Raw genomic sequence first — 18761 nt, forward strand, 5'->3', positions numbered from 1 at the left:
AATTCATTTATATGTCATAATATCACCATTTTAAAATTCATACCAAAATTGATTATACATCATATTGCAAAAAAATGTCATTCGTATGACTTTTTTTTTGCAATTTTTCAATAAACTTATTGCTGAAACAAACAGCAATATAGCCATACACACCCACGCCCACGTATACCCTTTGATATCCACTATGAAGCCAAAAACAGGCGGAGCTAAAATAATAGCAATTTGATTTAGCGTAAGTGCAAAGCTAACCGTAATTCCTACTGAATCCTGCCGCGATGTTTCAACAACTTCAACCATAAAAAGACTAAACCACCCAATGCCGAAGAACCCTAATAAGCCGCTAATTGAACTACCCCCATCTTCACTTCGTTTAGAGGAGAAGGTCTTCTCGGTTAAAATGATAAAATATTATAGTTTATAAAAAACAAGTACTAATACGTTTTTTTCATTGATTAAGGATATAATGTACATAACTACAAGTGAATTATAAAAACAATGCGCACCAATTAATCAATATTAAATTCCAATCTTCTATATTCTCAATAAAATGGAGAATATCATTGAGTATTTATATCTATGCTTTATGTAACAGAAAAAAACGTAAAAGAAGGAGATACAATGAAAAAGAAAAAAGAAACAAAAGAAACCGGATGGAACTTAGACAATAGTTATGCCCGTCTACCGGAATCATTTTTTTCCACCCTTTGCCCAACCCCTGTAGGCTTACCAAAGTTAATCATTCTCAATCATCCTGTGGCAACATCCCTAGGGCTAAACATTGAGGAACTACAAAGCGAAGATGGAGTAGCGGTTCTTGCTGGAAACCGAATTCCCGAAGGTTCTATCCCTCTTGCTCAAGCTTATGCAGGGCATCAATTCGGGCATTTCAACATGCTAGGAGACGGCCGTGCGCTGCTAATCGGTGAACAGATTACTCCTTCAGGTGAACGATTTGATATTCAATTAAAAGGCTCTGGTAGAACACCATACTCCCGCCGAGGGGATGGCCGCGCCGCACTTGGACCAATGCTACGCGAGTATATTATCAGTGAAGCAATGCACGCGCTTGGTATTCCTACTACCCGTAGTCTAGCTATAGTATCAACAGGTGAGTTAATCATACGCGAAACTGCTTTACCAGGTGCAATTTTGACACGTGTAGCTAGCAGTCATATACGCGTTGGCACATTTCAATACGCAGCAGCAAGCGGTTCAGTTGAGGAGCTGAAAATTTTGGCTGACTATACGATTAAGCGTCATTTTCCAGCTATTCAATCACAGGAAAATCCATACCTAGCGTTACTACAAGAAGTGATGAAGCAACAGGCAAGCTTAATTGCAAAGTGGCAACTCGTTGGCTTTATTCATGGGGTAATGAATACCGATAACATGACCATTAGCGGAGAAACCATCGATTATGGTCCTTGCGCCTTCATGGATGAATATGACCCAGCAACGGTATTTAGTTCCATTGACACGCAAGGCCGATACGCCTATGGTAACCAGCCGTATATTGGTGTGTGGAATCTCGCGCGATTTGCAGAATCTCTATTGCCGATTCTACATACAGACCTAGAACAAGCTGTCCAAATAGCCCAAAATGCGATTTCAGATTTCGGCACACTGTATGAAAAGCATTGGCTCGCTGGGATGCGGACCAAACTAGGTATATTTAACGAAGAAGCAGAAGATAAAGCCCTCATTGATGAGCTCCTTAAAATTATGGAGAAATATCGCGCAGACTATACTAATACCTTCCTTGCTTTAACTTTTGGTACACATAAAGATACCGATTTGTTTAAAAGTCAAGAATTTACGAAGTGGAATGAAAAATGGCAGGCAAGATTAAGCAGACAGGAGGAATCGAAATCTTCTTCACATCAGCTGATGCGAGACACCAATCCTGCGATAATCCCACGAAATCACCGCGTGGAAGAAGCATTAGATGCCGCAGTTAAACAAGGGAACTACAGCGTAATGGAACAACTGCTTGTTGTTCTTTCAAATCCTTATGCTCACTCTCCTGAACAGTCTGAGTACTGCACACCACCGGCGCCATCATCCCGCCCTTATCGCACTTTTTGTGGTACATGAGAAAGAATTAAGTTAACACCTTCTCATGATTTACTATTTTTACAACATAATGCTACTCCTTTACCTAATGGAGTGGCATTTTTTCGGTTTTGGTGCAAAATCATTTAATATAGATATAGAACCTACACAGTTTGTTCAACTACTCTTTTCTCAGCGCTAAATACAATTGATTGTTTTTTCATAATATCTAGTGGTAAATCTAGATCTCTATTTTATTAGATAAAGAGAGGCCAGCCAGCATCCAAACCAGGAAGATAAAATATCTGAATAACATGTGGAACAAGACCATCGTTTTATTAAGAAACGAATACGCTCTATGTTGGGATTCAAGTCCTTTAAAACAGCAACCTCTATATTGAGTGGCGTTGAAGCCATGCATATGATAAAAAAGGAACAGATTGATTTAGAAAACCAGTCTGTCCAAAATCAAAAAGAGTTCATCCACCAAGTGTTTAGACTTATAGCATAAAATACGATTCCGTTAGGAGTCTACTATTCTCCGTGTTATTCTTCATATATTTGCACCAGAACCGATTTTATCCAATTATTTTAGAATATTAAAATAATTAATAATAATACAAGCAACGAATATACTATTCATTTTTTTGTTATCATTATCATTTTTTATTTGTGACAACTTGTTGAACAACGGATTATTATACATAACCTAGAAAAAAATAGAGAATAATGTAGATTTTTGTCTAATGATATGTATGTACACTTCCTATCTGCTAGATATAGACTGTGAAGTGTAAGGACCTTATCTTACAAAAAACTTAAAGGAGGCTTATAAAATGGGGAAATTTACAGGATTTTCAAAGTTTACACTTGCTACATTAATAGGGATAGGTAGCTTAGGTGCCTTTTCTCAAACAGAAGGTGTAAAAGCTGAAAGTTTGGATCGTATTTCTCATGAGAATGTTGAATTTAATTCACCTTCTACTATCACAAATACTTTTGAACAAAGAGCTAATATTGTCCCTGAATCAAAAGTAATCACAAACCATTATGTGAAGTACTCAAAAACTAGTTATCAGGTTAAAGAAAGTATTCCAAAAGAAATTTATTATTCATCAGATGGTTTTAAAGGTTATATACAAGCAACAACTATAATTGATATTGGTGACCATTTCCTGACTCTCTATTCCGGAACTGTAATTCGATGTTAATTTCATGATTATGTTTATTAAAAGTAGTTTAAAACTTGTGGATTTACAAAAAATAAACCACAAAATTATTCAATTTTATGGTTTATCAAATAAAAGATAATGCTAAGACTACGTCTAATGCTCTTAGATTACCTTCCCCAAAGTTAATTATAGAGTATTAAAGTATTACTGTACAATCAAAAAGCACTCGAATGAGTGCTTTTTGATTGCTATTCCTAATGAAATTCTTTTTCTTGTCTAAAATCTGTTCATACTATTGATTCACAAAGCACTTATGCCCAGATATACAAATCATTTGTGTGAGATTTTTACATACATGTTTGAAATAAAAACTTACATGAATGATTTTAAAAGTTCTTGTACGAATGGAATTACTCCACCCACAAATTTTAAAACCGCCATTGTGATTGCCATTGTGATTGCCATAGTATTTCCTCCCCTTGTTTGAGTATTAAGATGTGGTAAATCTTATACCTTCATTTTAGATACATTTTTAATATGCAATATTTCATATTAAAAATGTGTTTTATACAGTTATAATAGAATAGGTAAATTCTAAAGCACTCTTAAGTGAACAAAACAGCTAATGAACATATAAAAAAGAAGAGGATTATAAAAATCCTCTTCTTTTTTATGTTAATAAATCTAAGCTTGCATTCATGTTGGTCCTACGTAACTAGTAATTTAATACATAACAGAATATCCAGAAGGGATAGTTTCAAGGGTTTTTTGTAGCTTTTTTATATAAATATCATATTTTTATCTTTAACATTAGGGAATATCGTTAGATGTATATATTTATTTTCATTAATCTCTTTTTTTTTAGATATTTAGTGATACACTATATGTTGTATAAAGCGAGAGAAATGGTTAAAGGTGGTTATTATAGGTGAAAAAGATATCATTATTTTTGATAATTATTAGTTTGTTATTAAGTGCTTGTAATGGTACTAATATTATTAAAAAAGAAGAGAAAGTTGTAGAAAAAAATACGAAGGGAAATAGCATTATTCCGAAATATTCTATTTCTGATAATTATTATAAAACTATTATTCCTTTAAAAGAACATAAAATAATAAATACAGTTAATATACAAACTAATTCTAAATTAGATATAGATAAATTAGAATTAGGTTTAATGAATATGGCATCTAAGCAATTTGATACAAAAAATCATTTATTACAAAGAAGTGAATATATTGCTCAAAAAACAATAGACGAATTACTCACAAAACAAGAAATACCTTATGTATCTAATATTATAGAATATGATTATTATACTAAGAAAAATTCAGGTGAATTGAGTTTAGCTGGTGTTGTTATCGGTTTAGCCATGACTTCAAATCATTCTAATGAAGAAGCAAATGTTAAGGGCAGTGAAATTGCTAATCAACTTTTAAAAGTTCTTTATGATAATAAGAACTTTGTAAAAGTTCCTATTACTTTTTCTATTTTTAAACAGGAAGCTTCTGATTCTTTAAAAGCCGGTACTTTTATTTCTAGTGTAACAGTACAAAAAGGTGAGAATAGTATAGGACAGTGGGCTAATATTAACGAAAAATCCTTTGCTTATCCTTCTGATGATTTTAAACAAGTATATAATAAAGATAATGAAAAGTTAGATCGTTTTTCTCATGAAGTGAAAAAATTCACTACAGCTGATTATGATTATATACCGGTTAATGCTACAATTTTTTATAAAGATGATCATATGGATACTATAAATATGAATGTTTTAGTTAAATTTAATGGTAAATCAGAACTGATTGCTTTTACACAAATGATAGTCCAAAAGATACTAGATATTTTACCTAAAGATGTTAAGGTTCAAATGAATATAAAGTCTGAGCAAAAAGTTGAAGCAGTTGTTGTAAGAGAAAAAAATGAAGATAAACCTTTTGTTTCTTTTATTGAATATTGAAAATAAAAAAGACAGTTATTATACTGTCTTTTTTATTTTCAATATTAGTTTAATGTACCATGGTTATTTTATCATTAGCGCTTTAAAATAATTAGGCGAACAAGTGAAAAAAGATTGTGCTCTAAAACAGATTATTTAGCTCTACAATTGTATCCGCTTCTATAAGCTTAAGTTGCTGCCCCGATTTAACCTATTCGTAACGAAGTGCTTCAATTGGATCTAATTTCGCCGCCTTATTCGCTGGAATTAATCCGAAGATAATACCAAGCGTCATCGAGAATAATACGCCGCCAACAACTACTTGCCATGAAACGAGTGGTGGCCATTTCGCAAATGTGGAAACAATATATGCGCCCCCGTAACCAAGACCAATCCCGATTAATCCACCAAGAAGCGTTAACATAACAGCCTCAATTAAGAATTGCAGTAAAATTTTACTACGCGTTGCTCCAAGTGCTTTACGTACCCCAATCTCACGTGTACGCTCTGTTACAGATACGAGCATAATGTTCATAACGCCAATACCACCAACGACTAATGAAATACCAGCAATACCTCCAATAATCATCGTCATGATATTTGTCATTTTAGAAATACCATCTTGAATTTCTTTTAAATTCATTACCTCATATTTACCTGTAAACTCACTTGGCTTACGACTATTTAATGCATCAGCCGCTTTCTTTCCAGCGTCATCTAAATTATCGACATTTTTCGCTTGGACAGAAATCTCTTGAATTTCATCTGTTCCATACAACGACGGCCATAACGTTAGTGGAATTAGAACTTCTGAACCTCCCATTCCCATGAATCCGCCCTCGGCTTTATATACACCAATAATTTGCAGCGGTTGGCCTTTCATTTCAATAATCTTTCCAACTGGATTTTCTTTTTCAAATATCTTTTCTTCTACATCGGAACTAATCATGACAACGTTATTTCCATAATCGATATCTGTATCATTTAAAGAACGGCCTTTTAACACCTTAACTTTATTCGCAGCGAAATATTCGCTGTCTAGCCCTTTAATATTCACCATATCTTTTTTATCATTGACATCAAGTGTTTCCATGTTTGAATTCGTCTTAATTACGTGTGAAATCTCTGGAAGCTTTTTAATTTCAAAAATATCTTCTTCTGTCAATTTCGGTTTTCCCATGGATTCCATACCAAATGAATCATTCATGTCAGGAGTATAGTGAATAGAAATCACACTATTCCCAGAACCAACAAATTGTGATTTTAACGCTGCTTCCCCGCCCTGCCCAATCGCAACAACAGTAATAATAGAGCCGACACCGATAATAATCCCAAGCATTGTAAGTGCTGAGCGCAGTTTATGAGCTAGAATAGAAGATAGGGCAATCTTTATACTATCTAGTAAACTCATACCGCACACCTTCTATCTTCTGTAATTTCCCCATCCCTTAGTACGATTCGGCGCGAAGAATACGCCGCAACTTCATCTTCATGCGTAACCATAACAATCGTTGTACCTTCTGCGTTTAACTTTGTGAAAATATCCATAACCTGCTCTCCAGATTTCGTATCAAGAGCACCTGTTGGTTCATCGGCCATAATGAACGTTGGATCATTTGCAATAGAACGTGCGATGGCTACACGCTGCTTTTGCCCACCTGAAAGTTCGCTTGGCAAGTGATGCACGCGGTCAGACAATCCGACTTTCCCAAGTGCTTCAAGAGCTCTCTGACGGCGCTCCGCTTTCTTCACGCCGCCATATATAAGCGGAAGTTCTACATTTTCTACCGCTGAAAGACGTGGCAATAAGTTAAAATGCTGGAATACAAAGCCTATATATTCATTGCGAATAAGGGCAAGTTTTGCTTCATCTGCCGTTAAGATATTCACGCCGCTTAACACATATTCGCCTTCTGTTGGACGATCTAAACAACCGATAATATTCATAAGGGTTGATTTCCCTGAGCCAGACGGTCCCATAATGGAAACAAACTCACCGTTTTGAATTGTTAAACTAATACCATGTAAAATCGGTACCGCTAGCTTCCCTTGGTAATATGTTTTATGAATATTGTTTAACGTAATCATTTTTCTTTCACTTCCATTCCGTCATACACGTTGTCGGAAGGATTTTTAACCACCTTTTGTCCCACTGTTACACCTTCAAGAATTTCTGTCCAATCTCCATCAGTAGAACCTTTTTTCACATTTTGTTTACGAAGCTTTCCTTTGTCTTCTACATAAACAAATAGATTACCAGCTTTTTCAATAATACTTTTACTAGGAACAGCAATCATCTTCTTATTCTCTAAGTTTACTTGCAGTGATACGTGATAGCCTGGAGATAAACCTTCTTGTCCATCTAAACTAGCTTTATATGTATACTGAGACATATTTTGTGTTCCCTCACCAACACCAGCTGCTTGAGCCATCTCTGCACTTGTCGGAAATTCACTTACTTCTGTAATTTTCCCTGTCCATTTCTTCTTACTATTTGCTTTTGCATTTGCATTAAATGTTTGATCTTTTTGGATTTGTGATTTTTGAAGTTCTGTTAATGTCCCTTGAATTTGGAATGGTTCTTTAGATGCGATTTGTAAAAATGATTTTCCTTGTCCACCCATTGCTTGCGTCGAACCTTGTGCTGCATCTTTATCTAATTTTTGTACAACACCAGCAAAGTTACTATAAATTGTGAGTTCATCTTGTTTTTTCTTTAATTGTTGTGATTGTAATTGACCTTTTTCTTTCTCAAGTTCAGTTGTTTTTTGCTGTATTTCTAGTTCACTTACTTGCTCTTCTAACGGATCTGTTACTTCTTTTCCAGCGCCGCTATCTTTTGCTTTCTTAATCTCTTTATTTAGTGAATCTATTTTCTTTTTCCCTTGATCATAGCGCATACTTGCCATTTTTTGATCAAGCTCAGCTTGCTTCAATTGTAGATTTATTTCTTCATTATCATAAGAGAATAACTTCGTCCCTTTTTCTACTTCTTGCCCTTCTTTCACCGCAATATCCTTCACTTTTCCTTTTGTCGGATCTGCATAGAAGCTCTCAATATTCCCAGGCTTTACTTGTCCAGAAATCAATTTTGTATTATTGAGTGTACGTTCTGTTACTTTCTCAAAGCTAACAGCGTCTCCCTTTGCTGTCTCCTTCTTCTTACCTTGCATAACAAAAATATTGACGGCTGCAACGATGACAATTAATGCAATAACCCCAATGATAATCCATTTTTTCTTTTTAGTTGGTCGATGTGTTGTAGTTGGTAACATAATGTCTTCCCCTTAATAATGATATAATTTAGTACATACGTTTATTGAACAATTTATATGGGACAACCCCCTAAAGTAACTGGCTATAAAAAAAAAAATAAAAGCTAAAAACCTTTTAATACCTTAGGCTATATGAAGCACAAAATAAAGAGGTCGATCCTTTATTTTAAAGAAACTGACCTCTTTATTTTGTGCTTCATATGATATAAATAATTGCAAAAACTAAACTACATCACTGCTTTTAATAATTCTGTTACTAATGGAATTACTCCACCAATGAATTTCAAAACTGCAATTGCGATTTCCATATGATTTCCTCCTCTTTTTTGAGTATTGAATTGTGGTAAATTTTTATACTACTATAATAGCGAGAATTCATTTGGATATCAATGCATTTCAATATGCAATATTTCATATTTATACGATTTTTTAATTTTTTAATATATCAAATCTAAAGTGTTTTCTGATGAATTCAACAGTTAATGAACATAAAAGTTTCCCTACTTAAAAAGAAGTTAATTTTTGTGATTTTCTTCTTTTTTGTGGCAGATCCTAGATAATTTGACTATTAATAAGTGAACTAATGTTCATTAGACATAGAGGACACCCTCCTATTATAAAGCATGACATTAAAAAAGTTATGGGATCTTCAAAAGAGGTGATACAAGCGACTCAATTGCGATATTTTAACAACCGAATACTCCGTCAGCCTACTCTGTTGTTTGATAAGTGTTTCTCGAAGCGGCTATTATAAATGGCTAAACTGACAAGGAATCCTTGCACCAAGACAATAGGAAAATGAAGAGCTGAAACACTTCATCCAACAGTGTTATGAGAAAGTAAAAGGTGTGTATGGTTATAGTAGAAGGTGATACATATGGTAAATTTACGTGAAATAAGAAATACTCATAAAAAAAGAGATAAAGCATTTTATGAAGTGCTTTATCTCTTTTTTATGAGTGAGGAATGTATTTGGGGATATTTTCGGTATGTTTTTACACAATTTCCGTATCGCATAAATTTTATTTTAATATGTGCTATTACATATTATTTTATCATTCCCCCGACAGAAGAATCCCACTTCAAAGAATGTAAAAGGTGTAGCCCAATGAGTAGGTGGGAGATGAATGTCGGTTAGGTGTAAGCCTAAAGGTTATTGGGTTTACAACGAATAAAGAATACTGGGATTTTAGTATTCAGCGTATCTAGAGATGTAGGTTGTGTGCAACGAATCCGTAAGTACCATATTTTAGAGTTTGTGTATCAAATTCAATGTGTTAAAAATGTATGTTATGTAATTTTATAGTTCTTGGTTTTAATTTGATGTAAAGTATTTATGAATACGATAGTAAAAATTATGACCAATAAAGCCTTTTCCCACAAAAAGTTATGTCTAAGTATAAGATTTGCACATAAATTATACCAATTAATAATTAATAAGATCCCAAAAATCCACACACAACTTTTTAATGTGTTTAAGCGGTATTGATATTCTAATATATTTCTCTTCATATATTTCTGCTCCTATTCGATATAATTAAATAGAATTGTAAACATGATAAGTTAATTTGAAACTTATGTGGAAGAACTTTCTCTTGGAAGAGTCAATAAATCTGGTTACAGCCCTAATTACACATAAAGAAAAAGAATCCCTTATGATTTCTAGGATTCTTTTTCTTGTTTAAAGTTTGCTCATACAAATGATCTGCACCTCAATTCATCTTTGATATACAGACCATTTGTATGATAATTTTTATAAATAATTGCTGAATAAAGAACTTACATAAATGCTTTTAAAAGCTCTTGTACGAATGGAATTACTCCACCTATAAATTTTAAAACTGCCATTGCGATTGCCATAGTATTTCCTCCTCTTTCTTGATGTTAAGATGTAGTACATCTTTATGCTTTTATTATAGTAAGCACTTACTTTTTTATCAATACATTTTAATATGCAATATTTCATATTAAGATGTATTTTAAATTCTCTTCCTTTTTTTATGTGTTCATAGATTAAGTGATACAGGGGTTCAGACGCATGCCCATCAACTTAAGAAACCAAACAAAATGAACTTCCGTTCATATGAACGGAAAAACTCTTAAAATACTTTGTGTCCTTAAAAATGGGCATACCAAATAAACCTCAATCAACCCAATTTCAAAAACTATGCAATTTTATTTTGTTTTTCCAATCCACTATACTCATAAATAACACCCAGGATATCAAAGACTGTTTTCTTCTCCTATCTGTGAGATTTTCGTCCATTTTTCAGTAAAAGGCTGAATAGATGGCACAAGATTTTTGTTATTTCTTGAGTATTTTGTTGTATAGCCTGATATAAGATGTATAGATGATCTTGTATCATTCCAATGGCTTTATATTCGCTTAATTCTTTTTGTTTCTTTTGTAAAATCAACTGTCGCATCTTAAACATAGTAGAAGAACATAGGAAAATAGCAATAAGTTTCCCATAAATGTGACATTCTAATCGCTCTTGTTTGATATTTTGCCAATGATGGATTTGAAAAAGTGATTTCCAAGTTTTAAAGATAATTTGTCGGGTAAAGAACTGGCGCGGTATCAGTTATGACCCGTTTCCAACCCCTCCCCATAAGAACTGCTCGTGAGGTTTTCCCTCAAGCAGCTCACCCCATAAACTTCATCAAAAGGGTTATGAGACCTATCAAATCGCAGACACTTTCATCGGTATCCCTCTGCGCTTTTAAGGGAATGGACTTTCCAGTCCCAGTAGAGCCCCAGTACACCATAGAGATATTCATTACTCCATCTCTGCCATCCGATACTACGCTTTCGTCGCCGTTTCCTTCTTGTCAGCAGTGTACGGATTTTCATCTCCGTATAGTCACGCACTTCGCTAAATGCTCCGCTGGAGTTTCCAACTCGAAAGTAGTTCACCCATCCTGTTAGTACGGCATTGATTTGTTTTACTAAGTCTTGTGCTGGTTTGGCTCCTCCGTTTTGAATGAGTTCGCGGATCCTTGCTTTCACTGCCGTACGGGCTTTCTTCTTTGGGGTCATGCATATGAAGTGTCGGGTCTTATTTCGGTTCAGTACTCGCCTGAAATCAAATCCCAGAAAGGCAAAAGACTCTTCCTGTAAGACATCGACCATCCGAGTTTTCTCAAGATTCAGTTCAACTCCCAAAGGCTCCAATTGTTCCTGCAGTCGTCGCAGTGCCAGTTCAGCCCACCCCCGTTTACTGGAGTGCCCACTTACGGTGATAACCATATCATCGGCAAATCGGTGATAGTTCACAGCTTCATAGTTGCCTTCCGTCGTTTTACGCCGAATGGTATCAAATGTCCAATCTACCTCATTCAAGTAGATGTTTGCCGCTAGTGGCGAGAACGGTCCCCCTTGCGGGACTCCAATCTTTCCTGCGGCTTTTACCACCTGTTTTACTAGGCGCATAACTTGGTGGTCTTGGACACGATTTGCGATTTTCCTCAGTAGGATGTTATGCCGAATTGTATCAAAGTAACGTGACAAATCAACATCAATGACTGTGGTCATACGACGCAGTACACTGCGTCGCACTTCTGCCAGCGCTTGATGCGGGGAGCGTTTTGGTCGGAATCCGTAGGAATTTGGGCAGAAATCAGCCTCAAAGATAGCTTCCAATATGAGTTTTAGCGCTCCTTGGACCACACGGTCCCGTATACATGGGATTTGCAGTGTCCGCATTTTGCCGTTTGCTTTTGGGATTTCTACTTTACGATTAGCTTGTGGTTGATATGTTCCAGCCTGCAGTTCTGCTTGGATGTTCTTTAAAAACGGTATAACTCCCTCTATTTCTATATCAGCGAAACTTTGACCGTCGATACCTGGGGCACCGCCGTTTTTCCTCGCATGCTGATATGCTTCATGGAGGGTTGTTAGTTTGGTAATGTGGGAAAATAGTCCCCAAAACCGATGCGTAGGTTCAGACTTCGCCTTTTGATAGATTCGTCGCCTTAGTTCCTGCAAAGTAATAGGTGTTTTTGTCATGGCACCCTTGCCTCCTTTGGTCGTACGAAATATTTACAGGTTCGGACCCTTCCCTCCCCGCGCGTTTTGCTGCACGCAGATCTCTGGTACTACGATCCGTTCCGCCACCCTGACACCTACCGTTCTCACTTCCCGATCGCGGTTATAGAGACGGTCTCCTCGATGAGGTTTCTTCATCGGGTGTCGAGGGCTTCTCCAGTTTCCACATTATCTTTCTCTCCATGTCGCCGCTGATACCCCGCCGGTGAGAACTGCCGTTCCAGACTCGTTTCGGTCAGTTCTTGCTGCTTTCGCACGTTATCGACCGTCTCAGCCACCGGAATTGCGTGTAACGAGGCTACGTCTACGTTCACTGTACGTTACAACCTGGAGATTTGCCCACATGCCTTTTGCATGTGATGTCAGAGGGCTTCGCCATGTCGCTTTCACTTCATGGTGCCTCTCAGGCTACGGGAGTGGAGTCTATTCTCCCGATTGGACTTTCACCAACTAGATAATGTGTCCTTATCTGGACACGCCGATTTGCCAGCGAAGAGAGTAAAAATCATGTATTTGTTCCATCGGAACAATCTCCCAAGGTGTATTGGTAACATAAATGTTAATGCCAGCTAATCTTTTGCTTTTCTCTGAATATGTAATGCCCTTTTTACTTTCCGTATACACTTGTTTTTTCATACGCTCATGAAGTTGTTTTTCAGTTAATCGATACATAATAACTCGTGTGAATAGTTTTTTATCATTTCCAATATAACCGTCTGTTATTTCATGGACCTGTCCCGGTTTTAAGGTATTCATAGTGTGTTCTAAATCAACTTTGATGTACTGAGATTGTTTTTTTACTGCCCCATTTTGGAAATATTCAGGAAACTCATTTTTGATATACACCATATTATTTAGTTTAAGCCGCGATATATAATACACGCCTCGTTTGTCCATTTGATCTAAATCGTCCAGTGAATAATAGCCTAAATCTCGAATACATAGATCGCCAGGCCGTAATGTCGCTAAACATTCTGTTCCAAAGGTCTTATCATTATTTTTCCCCGGTTCAACTTGAAAGTTTAAAAACTGTCCGCTATGTAAATCATATTCTAATTGAATCTTTATGCCCGCTGTTTGTGCACAACCACCTGATCCAGGATACACACTAGCTAAATGTTTTGGCACTTGAAAAATCGTCGCATCTAAAATACGAATCCGTTGAAAATAGGTGATTGAAGAGCTTGGAATCACTGATGTTTCACAAATTTTATTTTTTAATAATGTGGAGAAAATATGTTTTAAAAAGCAAACAGCTTTCTTATTGAAACGTTTATTTAGTCCTTCTGGACTCATAAGAGTTCCTGTAACAGCATGAAGTTGACTACACAGTCGTACTAAAGAATCACTCGCTACCCGTTGACTAATCCAGACACAGATAGTTGCTAAATCATGCCCTGAAAACTTACGTTTCCGTTGTACAAACCCCAGTTCTCCAGCAAGTTTTTCTAAAAATGAAGGGGTAAGATGTTGATGTAATTCTTCAGCAAATAATTGTAGTTCACTTTGAATGGAAAGATTCATAAAAAACGTCATCCTTTCTGTATATTTCTACAAAAAGAATAACGTTTTTTTCGGCTTATAAATACAATTTCATTTATCTTTTTTGGTGTTATGCATCCCATTCACTTAAATAGGATGCATATTCTAATTCATCTGGATTATCATGTAACATAGAAATAAACTCCGTTACTTTGCGTAACTAATTTGTTTTCTTTGCTCACAAAGATCCAATTCCGAAATTTGTTTCCCAGCCAAAACCAATACTTCTTCGATTAATAACTCCAACTCATTTATACTGTTCTCTGGATGTCCTATTAATATATTTGTCATACGCTCATACAGATTTGCAGGCTTTATTTTCATTCGTTCAATATTAAAGGGCATCCATTTAAATGCAGGATGATGCACGTACATTTTATTAAGGCCAAACAAGGCGCCAAATATATTCTTCTCTACTTCACAAATTACATCATATAGCATGAGCCAATCTTTTCGTTTTAACAATGCTTCGCGGTTATTCCAGCGATTGCTTAGTAGAAGGTTCTCTGCAATCATCCTTTTGGAAAGTTCTAAAGGATACTTTTCAACTCTATCTTTTAACTTTTGAATTATTTCTTTTCCATACAAACTCACCCCATCTTGAATTGAAGCCACAATACATTGTTTCTCATAGTTAGTTTCGTACTTGTCCACCACATCTGAAATAAAACATTCAACTGTTACCGATAAAAAGTTACTTATCTCTAATTTGATTCCATCTTTCGTTAAATATGATTCAGACCACTCTTCCTTTTCATACGGGTGATACGACAAAATGGTTCCTCCAACATCTTGAATAGGATTTTGGCGATCTTCATCTTCTGGCGGTGCTGACCATAAAATATGCAATTCTATATCTGAGTGTTCATCTTGCCAGTTTCTTGATACTGATCCTGCCAAAAGAATTGCTTCTATTTTTGAATTTTGTTTATAGATTTTTGTCATCTCTATTGCTTTTTGCATTAAGTTCATTTCATTTCCTCCATATTTAATTATCCATTTGAACATTTTACTTTTGCATTAATACAGTGTTCCTATGTATAGGTTAATAGTAATTTATTAATATATCAACCAATTTACTTATATTTCAAAAAATTCCTTAAATACAAAACACCTCATCGTCATCATGATAAGGTAAACAAATACCTCAAAACGAGAAAATTGATATCTTCAAATTGAAAATATATAAAATTCTTGTTTTGGGGTTTTATATATTTTTTAAGTTGATGGGCATGGGGTCACCATACATGCCCATCAACTTAAGAAATTGGTTGTTCCCCAAAACGAAAAAAATAAGTTGAATTCTCATAAATAACTGTAAAATAATAAAATTTTACGTTTTTTGGAGACTTCAAAGTATTAGCTTGATGGACATTGGTACTAACCCTAGAAGGAATGAGTTTTTTGTTTTACTACTGATAATGGGTGTTATGTAAAAGAAGACCAGTACATAACAAAGAAATCTTTATCATACTTTTACTATGAATAATTTGTATATTATGTAAAATAAAGAGGTACCTGGAATAAGGTATCTCTTTATTTTTTTAGTATGTTTAAAAATTTTGTATATGGTAGGTGTAAAGATGTTAGGTAATTTAATCCATTCAATTTTAGTTTTTTTAGAAGGACTTGGTTATTGGGGAGTTATGCTTGGACTAATGATTGAAATAATCCCAAGTGAAATTGTGCTAGCTTATGCTGGATATTTAGTATCATCGGGAAGTATATCGTTTTTCGGTGCTGTTGTATTCGGTACAATTGGTGGAGTTATAGCACAACTATTTATATACTGGATTGGTCGTTATGGAGGTAGACCAGTACTTGAGCGTTATGGAAAATATATTTTCATTCAAAAAAAGCATATTGATCATGCGGAAGCATGGTTCAATCGTTATGGAACTGGTGTAATATTTACAGCACGTTTCATTCCTTTTGTGCGCCATGCTATTTCAATACCTGCAGGTATTGCTAAAATGTCACATGTTAGATTTATTACGCTTACTACACTTGCAATTATTCCTTGGTCGGCATTATTTGTATATTTAGGCTGGAAACTGGGTGAAAAGTGGGAGAATATAAATGAAGTAGCAGGACCCTATATTAAATATTTTGCTATTACTGCAGTGGCTCTTGCTGTGTTCTATTTTGTTGTAAAAAAATTAATGAGAAGACGTGGCTAGTAATTTATTATTAGGGGCCACCATACATTACTATCAACCTAAGATGAATTTATACCCATAATTCATAGAAAGCGTTATTCTTTTTGTAGAAATATACAGAAAGGATGGCGTTTTTTGTATGAATCTATCGATTCAAGATGAGTTTCATTTTTTTGCTGAAGAATTACAGCGATATCTATCTCCACATATTCTTCAACAACTCGCACAAGAGACAGGTTTTGTAAAACGTAAAAGTAAGTATGGCGCACGAGATTTGGCTGCCTTATGTATCTGGATTAGTCAACAGGTAGCAAGCGATTCTCTTACTCGATTATGTAGTCAGCTTTATGCAAATACAGCTACACTTATAAGTCCGGAAGGACTTAATCAACGTTTTAACCGATGTGCTGTTTTATTTCTACAACGTGTATTTTCTCTTTTAATCAAAAGCAAATTAAACGATTCGTCTCAAATCTCAAATCAATACACCTCTTATTTTCAACGTATACGTATTCTAGATGCTACTATTTTTCAAGTACCCAATCATTTAGCTTCTATTTATCCTGGTTCAGGAGGATGTGCACAGACAGCTGGTATTAAGATTCAACTAGAGTATGATTTACATAGTGGGAAATTCCTCAATTTTCAAATGGAACCAGGTAAAAATAATGATAAAACCTTTGGTACAGAATGTTTGGATACCTTACGACCAGGAGATTTATGTATTCGAGATTTAGGATACTTTTCTCTAAAAGATTTAGATCAGATGGATCAACGAGGGGTATTCTATGTTTCACGGTTGAAATTAAATAATAGAGTATATGTGAAAAATGAATCTCCAGAATTCTTTCGGGATGGGACAGTAAAAAAGCAATCTTTATATGCTTTACTTGACCTTGAACATGTCATGCATCAGATAAAACCAGGAGATACTTATGAAATTCAGAATGCCTATGTTGGACAACAAAAATTACCCTCACGAGTTGTAATATACAGACTCACATCAACTCAAGTTCATAAACGTAGGAAACAGCAAACTTATGTTGAAAAGAAAAAAGGGGTTACATACTCTGAAAAAAGTAAACGTTTAACAGAAATCAATGTTTATATTACCAACATCCCATGGGAAATTGTTCCGATGGAACATGTTCACGAGATTTACTCTCTACGTTGGCAAATAGAGATTGTATTTAAAACATGGAAATCTCTTTTTGGTATCAATCATTGTCACAATATTAAGCGAGAGCGTCTAGAATGTCATCTTTATGGACAGTTAATCGCTATTTTTCTTTGTTCTTCCACTATGTTCAAAATGCGACAGCTGTTACTACAGAAAAAACAAAAAGAATTAAGTGAATATAAAGCAATTTATATGATTCAAGATCATCTGTACTTAGTATATGAAGCTATACAACAAGACACTCAAGAAGTATCAAAAATTTTTCTTCGTCTGTTTGACCTCTTACAGAAAAACGGACGGAAATCCCATCGATATGAGAAAAAGACAGTTTTTGATATTTTAGGCGTTGTTTATCAGTGCACTGTATCCAATCTAAATAAGAAAATTGCATAACTTTTAAAAATACGCCTTATTAAGGTTTATTTGGAATGCGTATTTTTAAAAACAAATAAACAAAATATCAAGCATGTAGGCAACAAGAACGGAAGTTCATGGAATACCCCACCTTAGCTTGATGGGCATGGGGTCACCATATCAAAAAAAGAAAATTGTACGTTTAGACATAATTTAGACACATTTCATCCGGTTCCCTGTACGTTAAGGGATTAGTTTGTATATTTGAGGAGATGTACTAGACAGATGTGAATTTAGGGGAATCCAATATTTTCTATTCAAATATGATAGAATGGAAATATATACAAAACGGAGGAAAAACAAATGAACTCAATCACAAAACAGTTTATTAATGATATCCGGCAAAGAAAGAACAATTATTTAGAAAATGTATTAATAGCAATACAACACCCTAAAAAAGAGCAATCTGAACAGGTCATTCAAAATATAGTAGAGAAGATGGATATGATGATTAGTTTAGTTACTACTTACATGAGGATTGAATCAGGATCTATGGAAGAATTAAAAGAACTTCAGGAAGAAATTATTCATGCTCAAGCATATATTCAAAAAAGAAAATTTGAAGAAACACAGAGATAAAACCCTGTGTTTTTATTTGGTCGTCTATGACGCCAATCTGTTATAAATCAAATTAGATGTAATTTGATCATTGTTTTGGCATAATCCATACAATTTGTTGAATACGTACAATATACGGTACCGTATCTTCAATGAGCAAATGATCTGGTTTCACATCCTTTAACTTTCCTCTTACATTACCTCTTACAGTTTCAATAACCACAAGTTTACCAATTACTGATTGTAATGTCTGATATACGTAGGGGTTAGGTACACTTACCATATTTTGTTCACTAAAGTCATTTTCCTCCAAATAACTCATTCTATAAGACTCCTTTCTAACTTGCATTCTTTCTCCTAATATATGATATAAATCTTATAAATATGCTAGAAGGATAATTCATTATATGAACGAAAATAAC

Annotated in this window: 12 protein-coding genes and 6 pseudogenes; 7 read left to right on the top strand and 11 right to left on the bottom strand. The window is 34.8% G+C overall.

The window, feature by feature from the left end; translation table 11 throughout:
- Positions 1–30: 30 nt before the first annotated feature.
- A pseudogene (locus NSQ40_RS17125) lies at positions 31–345 on the bottom strand (hypothetical protein); the annotation flags it as partial.
- A 273-nt stretch (positions 346–618) separates the two neighbouring features.
- On the opposite strand from NSQ40_RS17125, the gene NSQ40_RS17130 reads away from it, so the two are divergent.
- The 4 genes and pseudogenes from NSQ40_RS17130 (at position 619) to NSQ40_RS17145 (ending at position 5184) form a co-directional block, all read left to right on the top strand.
- Positions 619–2094, top strand: a complete 1476-nt coding sequence (locus NSQ40_RS17130; protein ID WP_179863655.1) for a protein adenylyltransferase SelO — start codon at positions 619–621, stop codon at positions 2092–2094.
- A gap of 248 nt (positions 2095–2342) precedes the next feature.
- A pseudogene (locus NSQ40_RS17135) lies at positions 2343–2563 on the top strand (DDE-type integrase/transposase/recombinase); the annotation flags it as partial.
- A gap of 325 nt (positions 2564–2888) precedes the next feature.
- Positions 2889–3263 (top strand): hypothetical protein, encoded by a 375-nt coding sequence (locus NSQ40_RS17140; protein ID WP_003205206.1) that lies wholly within the window; start codon positions 2889–2891, stop codon positions 3261–3263.
- Positions 3264–4152: 889 nt separating this feature from the next.
- Positions 4153–5184 carry a CamS family sex pheromone protein gene (locus tag NSQ40_RS17145; RefSeq protein ID WP_033796920.1) on the top strand — a complete coding sequence of 344 codons (1032 nt, stop codon included), beginning with the start codon at positions 4153–4155 and terminating at the stop codon, positions 5182–5184.
- Positions 5185–5374: 190 nt separating this feature from the next.
- On the opposite strand, the gene NSQ40_RS17150 is transcribed toward NSQ40_RS17145, so the two are convergent.
- From NSQ40_RS17150 to NSQ40_RS17195, 9 genes and pseudogenes are all read right to left on the bottom strand, one after another.
- Positions 5375–6574, bottom strand: coding sequence for an ABC transporter permease (locus tag NSQ40_RS17150; protein WP_018767608.1), 1200 nt, complete (start codon positions 6572–6574; stop codon positions 5375–5377).
- A complete protein-coding gene (locus tag NSQ40_RS17155) occupies positions 6571–7251 on the bottom strand; it encodes an ABC transporter ATP-binding protein (protein WP_098101490.1) in 681 nt (226 codons plus the stop codon). The genes NSQ40_RS17150 and NSQ40_RS17155 overlap by 4 nt, the downstream gene beginning before the upstream one ends.
- Positions 7248–8438: an efflux RND transporter periplasmic adaptor subunit gene (locus tag NSQ40_RS17160; RefSeq protein WP_258248617.1), complete on the bottom strand. Its 1191-nt coding sequence runs from the start codon at positions 8436–8438 to the stop codon at positions 7248–7250. The genes NSQ40_RS17155 and NSQ40_RS17160 overlap by 4 nt, the downstream gene beginning before the upstream one ends.
- A gap of 1779 nt (positions 8439–10217) precedes the next feature.
- Positions 10218–10404, bottom strand: a pseudogene (locus NSQ40_RS17170) (hypothetical protein).
- Positions 10405–10603: 199 nt separating this feature from the next.
- Positions 10604–10996 (bottom strand): annotated as a pseudogene (locus tag NSQ40_RS17175) (IS4 family transposase); the annotation flags it as partial.
- A gap of 143 nt (positions 10997–11139) precedes the next feature.
- Positions 11140–12447, bottom strand: a complete 1308-nt coding sequence (gene ltrA / locus NSQ40_RS17180) for a group II intron reverse transcriptase/maturase (RefSeq protein ID WP_098159124.1) — start codon at positions 12445–12447, stop codon at positions 11140–11142.
- A gap of 513 nt (positions 12448–12960) precedes the next feature.
- Positions 12961–14010, bottom strand: a pseudogene (locus NSQ40_RS17185) (IS4 family transposase); the annotation flags it as partial.
- Positions 14011–14098: 88 nt separating this feature from the next.
- Positions 14099–14173, bottom strand: a pseudogene (locus NSQ40_RS17190) (VOC family protein); the annotation flags it as partial.
- Positions 14174–14175: 2 nt separating this feature from the next.
- On the bottom strand, positions 14176–15000 hold the full coding sequence (locus NSQ40_RS17195) for a DUF4037 domain-containing protein (RefSeq protein ID WP_018767988.1): 825 nt from the start codon (positions 14998–15000) through the stop codon (positions 14176–14178).
- A gap of 611 nt (positions 15001–15611) precedes the next feature.
- Between NSQ40_RS17195 and NSQ40_RS17200 the strand changes: the two genes are divergently transcribed.
- From NSQ40_RS17200 to NSQ40_RS17210, 3 genes are all read left to right on the top strand, one after another.
- Entirely contained in the window at positions 15612–16208 is a 597-nt protein-coding gene (locus NSQ40_RS17200; RefSeq protein WP_003203054.1) for a DedA family protein, read from the top strand.
- 118 nt (positions 16209–16326) lie between these two features.
- Positions 16327–17760, top strand: coding sequence for an IS4 family transposase (locus tag NSQ40_RS17205; RefSeq protein WP_098114868.1), 1434 nt, complete (start codon positions 16327–16329; stop codon positions 17758–17760).
- A gap of 324 nt (positions 17761–18084) precedes the next feature.
- Positions 18085–18360 carry a hypothetical protein gene (locus tag NSQ40_RS17210; protein WP_003202922.1) on the top strand — a complete coding sequence of 92 codons (276 nt, stop codon included), beginning with the start codon at positions 18085–18087 and terminating at the stop codon, positions 18358–18360.
- A 67-nt stretch (positions 18361–18427) separates the two neighbouring features.
- Here NSQ40_RS17210 and NSQ40_RS17215 read toward each other — a convergent pair whose 3' ends face one another.
- Positions 18428–18661, bottom strand: a complete 234-nt coding sequence (locus NSQ40_RS17215; RefSeq protein ID WP_003202925.1) for a YuzF family protein — start codon at positions 18659–18661, stop codon at positions 18428–18430.
- Positions 18662–18761 lie beyond the last annotated feature (100 nt).

The organism is Bacillus sp. FSL K6-6038 (assembly GCF_038050455.1).
GTDB classification, from domain to species: Bacteria; Bacillota; Bacilli; order Bacillales; family Bacillaceae_G; genus Bacillus_A; species Bacillus_A pseudomycoides.

What these genes read in the sequence shown, in the direction of transcription:
- NSQ40_RS17150 (WP_018767608.1), bottom strand. Translation starts at nt 6,574, where the DNA reads ATGAGTTTACTAGATAGTATAAAGATTGCCCTATCTTCTATTCTAGCT.
- NSQ40_RS17130 (WP_179863655.1), top strand. Translation starts at nt 619, where the DNA reads ATGAAAAAGAAAAAAGAAACAAAAGAAACCGGATGGAACTTAGACAAT.
- NSQ40_RS17210 (WP_003202922.1), top strand. Translation starts at nt 18,085, where the DNA reads ATGAACTCAATCACAAAACAGTTTATTAATGATATCCGGCAAAGAAAG.
- NSQ40_RS17195 (WP_018767988.1), bottom strand. Translation starts at nt 15,000, where the DNA reads ATGAACTTAATGCAAAAAGCAATAGAGATGACAAAAATCTATAAACAA.
- NSQ40_RS17215 (WP_003202925.1), bottom strand. Translation starts at nt 18,661, where the DNA reads ATGAGTTATTTGGAGGAAAATGACTTTAGTGAACAAAATATGGTAAGT.
- NSQ40_RS17205 (WP_098114868.1), top strand. Translation starts at nt 16,327, where the DNA reads ATGAATCTATCGATTCAAGATGAGTTTCATTTTTTTGCTGAAGAATTA.
- ltrA (WP_098159124.1), bottom strand. Translation starts at nt 12,447, where the DNA reads ATGACAAAAACACCTATTACTTTGCAGGAACTAAGGCGACGAATCTAT.
- NSQ40_RS17200 (WP_003203054.1), top strand. Translation starts at nt 15,612, where the DNA reads ATGTTAGGTAATTTAATCCATTCAATTTTAGTTTTTTTAGAAGGACTT.
- NSQ40_RS17140 (WP_003205206.1), top strand. Translation starts at nt 2,889, where the DNA reads ATGGGGAAATTTACAGGATTTTCAAAGTTTACACTTGCTACATTAATA.
- NSQ40_RS17155 (WP_098101490.1), bottom strand. Translation starts at nt 7,251, where the DNA reads ATGATTACGTTAAACAATATTCATAAAACATATTACCAAGGGAAGCTA.
- NSQ40_RS17160 (WP_258248617.1), bottom strand. Translation starts at nt 8,438, where the DNA reads ATGTTACCAACTACAACACATCGACCAACTAAAAAGAAAAAATGGATT.